6 protein-coding genes are annotated in these 4,912 nt (G+C 64.8%); all 6 read left to right on the top strand.

The genetic code is table 11. From position 1 onward, the window contains the following. Positions 1–44 precede the first annotated feature (44 nt). Positions 45–965 carry an acetaldehyde dehydrogenase (acetylating) gene (locus tag WAN71_RS23075; protein WP_422227552.1) on the top strand — a complete coding sequence of 307 codons (921 nt, stop codon included), beginning with the start codon at positions 45–47 and terminating at the stop codon, positions 963–965. A gap of 38 nt (positions 966–1,003) precedes the next feature. Beyond that, on the top strand, positions 1,004–2,026 hold the full coding sequence (dmpG, locus tag WAN71_RS23070) for a 4-hydroxy-2-oxovalerate aldolase (protein WP_422227554.1): 1,023 nt from the start codon (positions 1,004–1,006) through the stop codon (positions 2,024–2,026). Positions 2,027–2,125: 99 nt separating this feature from the next. Next, on the top strand, positions 2,126–2,419 hold the full coding sequence (locus WAN71_RS23065; RefSeq protein WP_422227553.1) for a hypothetical protein: 294 nt from the start codon (positions 2,126–2,128) through the stop codon (positions 2,417–2,419). 96 nt (positions 2,420–2,515) lie between these two features. Further along, positions 2,516–3,655 (top strand): hypothetical protein, encoded by a 1,140-nt coding sequence (locus WAN71_RS23060; RefSeq protein ID WP_422227551.1) that lies wholly within the window; start codon positions 2,516–2,518, stop codon positions 3,653–3,655. Further along, entirely contained in the window at positions 3,652–4,434 is a 783-nt protein-coding gene (locus WAN71_RS23055; RefSeq protein ID WP_422227550.1) for an SDR family oxidoreductase, read from the top strand. Before WAN71_RS23060 ends, WAN71_RS23055 begins: the two co-directional genes overlap by 4 nt. Positions 4,435–4,510: 76 nt before the next feature. Then, positions 4,511–4,912 (top strand): sulfotransferase (locus tag WAN71_RS23050; protein WP_422227549.1); only part of this gene is annotated, 402 nt, incomplete at its 3' end.

Here is a 4,912-nt window from a genome sequence, read left to right as displayed (position 1 = left end):
GGCCTCGGGTCCGTCCGGCTGTCTTTCGAGTAAAAGGAGCGTCCATGCCGTCCAAGGCAACTGTTGCCATTGTCGGGTCGGGCAATATCAGCACCGACCTGCTGTACAAACTGCGGCGCTCGGAGTGGCTCGAACCGCGCTGGATGGTGGGTATCGACCCCGAAAGCGAAGGCTTGGCGCGGGCGCGCAAGCTGGGTCTGGAGACCACCCACGAAGGTGTCGACTGGCTGCTCGCCCAGTCCGAGAAGCCCGACATGGTGTTCGAGGCAACCAGCGCCTACGTGCACCGCGACGCGGCCCCGAAGTACCAGGCGGCGGGCATCCGGGCCATCGACCTGACGCCGGCCGCGGTCGGTCCGGCGGTGATTCCGCCGGCGAACCTGCGTGAGCACCTCGACGCGCCCAACGTCAACATGATCACCTGTGGTGGGCAGGCGACCATCCCCATCGTCTATGCGGTGTCGCGGGTTGTGGACGTGCCTTATGCCGAGATCGTGGCGTCGGTGGCTTCAGTTTCCGCCGGTCCCGGGACCCGGGCGAACATCGACGAGTTCACCAAGACCACCAGCAACGGTGTGGCAACCATCGGTGGCGCCAAGCGCGGTAAGGCGATCATCATCCTCAACCCGGCCGACCCGCCGATGATCATGCGCGACACCATCTTCTGCGCCATTCCCGAGGATGCCGACCGCGACGCGATCGCCAAGTCCATCCACGATGTCGTGGCCGAGGTGCAGACCTACGTGCCGGGATACCGGTTGCTCAACGAGCCGCAGTTCGACGAGCCGTCGATCAACTCCGGCGGCCAGGCCTTGGTCACCACGTTCGTCGAGGTCGAGGGCGCAGGCGATTACCTGCCCCCGTATGCGGGCAACCTCGACATCATGACCGCCGCGGCCACCAAGGTCGGCGAGGAAATCGCGAAGGAATCCCTATCCGCGACGGCGGGAGGAGCGCAAGCGTGAGTACCGACATCTTCTTCAACCCGATCTGGGACGTCCGGATGACCGACACGTCCCTGCGCGACGGCTCGCACCACAAGCGCCACCAGTTCACCAAGGACGAGGTCGGCGCGATCGTGGCTGCCCTGGACGCCGCGGGTGTGCCGGTCATCGAGGTCACCCACGGTGACGGGCTGGGTGGCTCGAGCTTCAACTACGGGTTCTCCAAGACACCCGAGCAGGAGCTGATCAAGCTGGCGGCCGAAACCGCCAAAGAGGCGAAGATCGCCTTCTTGATGCTGCCTGGTGTGGGCACCAAGGAGGACATCAAGGAGGCCCAGAACAACGGCGGCTCGATCTGCCGAATCGCCACCCACTGCACCGAGGCCGACGTGTCGATTCAGCACTTCGGCCTGGCCCGCGAGCTGGGGCTGGAAACCGTCGGGTTCCTGATGATGGCGCACACCATTCCGCCGGAGAAGCTGGCCGCGCAGGCCCGGATCATGGCCGACGCCGGCTGCCAGTGCGTCTACGTGGTCGACTCGGCCGGGGCGCTGGTGCTCGACGGCGTCGCGGACCGGGTTTCGGCGCTGGTCGCCGAATTGGGGTCGGCTGCTCAAGTTGGTTTTCATGGCCACGAGAACCTCGGCCTGGGGGTGGCGAACTCGGTGGAGGCCGTGCGGGCGGGCGCCAAGCAGATCGACGGCTCCTGCCGGCGCTTCGGCGCCGGTGCGGGCAACGCGCCCGTCGAGGCCCTGATCGGGGTGTTCGACAAGATCGGCGTCAAGACCGGCATCGACTTCTTCGACATCGCCGACGCCGCCGAGGACGTGGTGCGCCCGGCGATGCCGGCCGAATGCCTACTCGACCGCAACGCCCTGATCATGGGGTACTCCGGGGTCTACTCCAGCTTTCTCAAGCATGCCGTGCGCCAGGCCGAGCGCTACGACGTTCCGGCTCACCAGCTGTTGCACCGGGCGGGCCAGCGCAAACTCATCGGCGGTCAGGAAGACCAGCTCATCGATATCGCGTTGGAGATCAAGCGCGAGCAGGCGGCCAGCGGTCAGAAAGCCGTCACACACTAGCCTCACAGCTTCAGCAAAGGCAGCGGTAACGCTGTCGCGGGTACCCTCGATTATTACATCGAAGCAAGAGCCGGTGCCCGAAGGAGCAATCCGATGACCATGACTTCCAGAACCCCGAGGTCCCGTCGCCGCGGACTGTATGGTCTGCTCGCTGGTGGCCTGCTGAGTGCCTCGGCCGCGACGCTCATTGCGTTGCCAGTGGCGAACGCCGAATGCGATCAGACCGTGGGTAATTCCATCGACTCGTACCTACAGCGGCATCCCGACCTGCACCACGAGCTGCAGGCCAGGTCCGAGGCCGAGGGCGGCGGCCCCAACGTCATCGATTACCTGAATCGGCATCCGGATGTGCGGCAGCACCTGATCGACCTGTCGCAACAGTGCGCGCCGTAGTCGGGGAATGAGCAAGCCTCGTCGGTGACTGCCCGCGCCAACACGCGGGAATGTTCGCCCATTGACGAAAATTAGAACACGTTCTAGCGTCAAGGCGTGTCCGCTCCCCTCTTCTCCCAGCCGCTTACCGACGCAATCGCCGAGGCCGAAAAACTGGTCGCAGCCGCACCGCATATCGAGACCGAAGCCGACCTGTTCGAGGGGCTGCAATACCTGGCCGGGTGTGTGGCGGCCTGCACGCACATGGTGTTTGACTACGAGCGTAACCATCCGATGCTGCTGTCGGGCACCGGGCCGTTCACCAAGATGGGCTTGGACAACCCGGACACCCTCTACTTCGGCTGCCGGGTCCAGCCTGACCACGATTACTTGGTCACCGGCGTGCGTGGCACCACCACCGACCTGAGCTTTCAGTTGCTCGGCGGTGAGTACACCGACGACAGCGTGCCCGCCAGCCAGGCCGCGTTCGACGACCGCGAGCTCGAGATCGCTGCCGACGGCAGCTTCCAATGGCAGGTGCGACCGACGAGCCCCGGTCAGCTAGTGATCCGTGAGGTGTACGGCGACTGGTCGGCGCAGCGGGGCACGCTGTCCATTTCCCGATTGGACACCGCAGGCACCGCGCCGCCGCCACTGACTCGCCAGGCCATTGAAAAGCGTTATGCCACAGCGGGAAAGCAACTAGTCAATCGGATCAAGACGTGGTTGCAGTTTCCGCAATGGTTCTATCTCGACATCCCGGTCAACACGATGGTCGCGCCCCGGTTGACACCCGGCGGCCTGGCCACCCAGTATTCGTCGGTCGGGCACTTCGACCTGCGGCCCGATCAAGCGCTGGTGATCACCATCCCGGTCTCCGATGCCCCCTACCTCGGCTTCCAGCTAGGTAGCCTGTGGTACATCTCGCTGGACTACATCAACCACCAGACGTCGTTGAACAACACTCAGGCCCAGGCGGATCCGGACGGCAAGGTACGCATCGTCGTCGCCGACCAAAACCCCGGCGTTACCAATTGGGTGGAGACGCTCGGCCATCGGCGGGGTTTTCTGCAGTTCCGCTGGCAACGAGTGTCGCGCCAACTCGCCGACGCCGACGGACCTACCGTCGAGTTGGTCGACTTCGACGCGATACCGGCCAACTTGCCGCATTTCGAGCACAACAAGATTTCAGATGAGGAATGGCGTACGCGAATAGCGTTGCGCCAACAGCAAATTGCGGCAAGGATGCTGGGATGACCGAAATGCTCGACGGCAAGGTTGTGGTGATCAGTGGGGTCGGCCCGGGTCTGGGCACGACGCTGGCGCACCGATGCACACGGGAGGGGGCCGACCTGGTGCTGGCTGCCCGCACCCCGGAGCGTCTCGACGACGTCGCCAAGCAGATCGCCGACGCCGGAGGCCGGGCGGTGACGGTGCGCACCGACATCACCCACGACGATCAGGTCGCCAACCTCGTCGACGCCACCATCGAGGCCTACGGCAAGGCCGACGTGCTGATCAACAACGCGTTTCGGGTGCCATCGATGAAGCCATTGGCCGGCACCACATTTCAGCACATCCGCGACGCGATCGAGCTCAGCGCGCTGGGGGCTTTAAGGCTCATCCAGGGCTTCACCCCGGCGCTGGCCGCGTCGCACGGCTCGGTCGTCAACGTCAACTCCATGGTGATCCGGCACTCCCAGGCGAAATACGGCGCCTACAAGATGGCCAAGTCCGCGCTGCTGTCCATGTCGCAGTCGTTGGCCACCGAGCTGGGTGAGCAGGGCATCCGCGTCAATTCCGTTGCCCCCGGCTACATCTGGGGTGACACTTTGCAGGCCTACTTCAACCATCAGGCGGCCAAGTACGGCACCACAGCAGAGCAGATCTACCAGGCAACAGCGGCGAACTCCGACCTCAAGCGGCTGCCCACCGAGGACGAGGTAGCGTCGGCGATTCTCTTCATGGCCAGCGACCTGTCCAGCGGCATCACCGGCCAGACGCTCGATGTCAACTGCGGCGAGTACCACACCTGATGCCCGCCGGCGACGACGATGCAGAGCGAAGCGATGAGGTGGGGGCACCTCCCGCTTGCGGGGGAGAGTCGGCGTAATGACCGAACGCACCGAAATCGCAACCGTCGACGAACTCCACGCGTCGGCCACCAAGCTGACCGGGCTCGACGACTTCGGCGCCGACGACGACAACTACCGCGAAGCGTTGGCCGTGCTGCTGGACTCTTACCAGCGGGAAGCCGGCCTGACCGCGTTGGGCAGCAAGATGAACCGCTTCTTCCTACGCGGCGCGCTGGTGGCCAGGCTGCTGTCGGAATCGGCTTGGAAGCAATACCCGCAACATGCCGACGTCGCCATCAAGCGGCCCATCTTTGTCACCGGATTGGTGCGCACCGGCACGACGGCGCTGCACCGGCTACTTGGTGCCGATCCGGCTCATCAGGGTGTGCACATGTGGCTTGCCGAGTTCCCGCAGCCGCGTCCGCCGCGGGACACCTGG

The organism is Mycobacterium sp., assembly GCF_049280035.1.
In the GTDB taxonomy this organism is placed as follows: domain Bacteria; phylum Actinomycetota; class Actinomycetes; order Mycobacteriales; family Mycobacteriaceae; genus Mycobacterium.
The sequence above is the reverse complement of the archived record's forward strand: the minus strand, read 5'-3'. Positions and strand labels throughout refer to the sequence as shown.

Excerpts from the sequence above, each read along its gene's own strand:
- WAN71_RS23065 (WP_422227553.1), top strand. The coding sequence starts at position 2,126 with ATGACTTCCAGAACCCCGAGGTCCCGTCGCCGCGGACTGTATGGTCTG.
- WAN71_RS23075 (WP_422227552.1), top strand. The coding sequence starts at position 45 with ATGCCGTCCAAGGCAACTGTTGCCATTGTCGGGTCGGGCAATATCAGC.
- WAN71_RS23055 (WP_422227550.1), top strand. The coding sequence starts at position 3,652 with ATGACCGAAATGCTCGACGGCAAGGTTGTGGTGATCAGTGGGGTCGGC.
- dmpG (WP_422227554.1), top strand. The coding sequence starts at position 1,004 with ATGACCGACACGTCCCTGCGCGACGGCTCGCACCACAAGCGCCACCAG.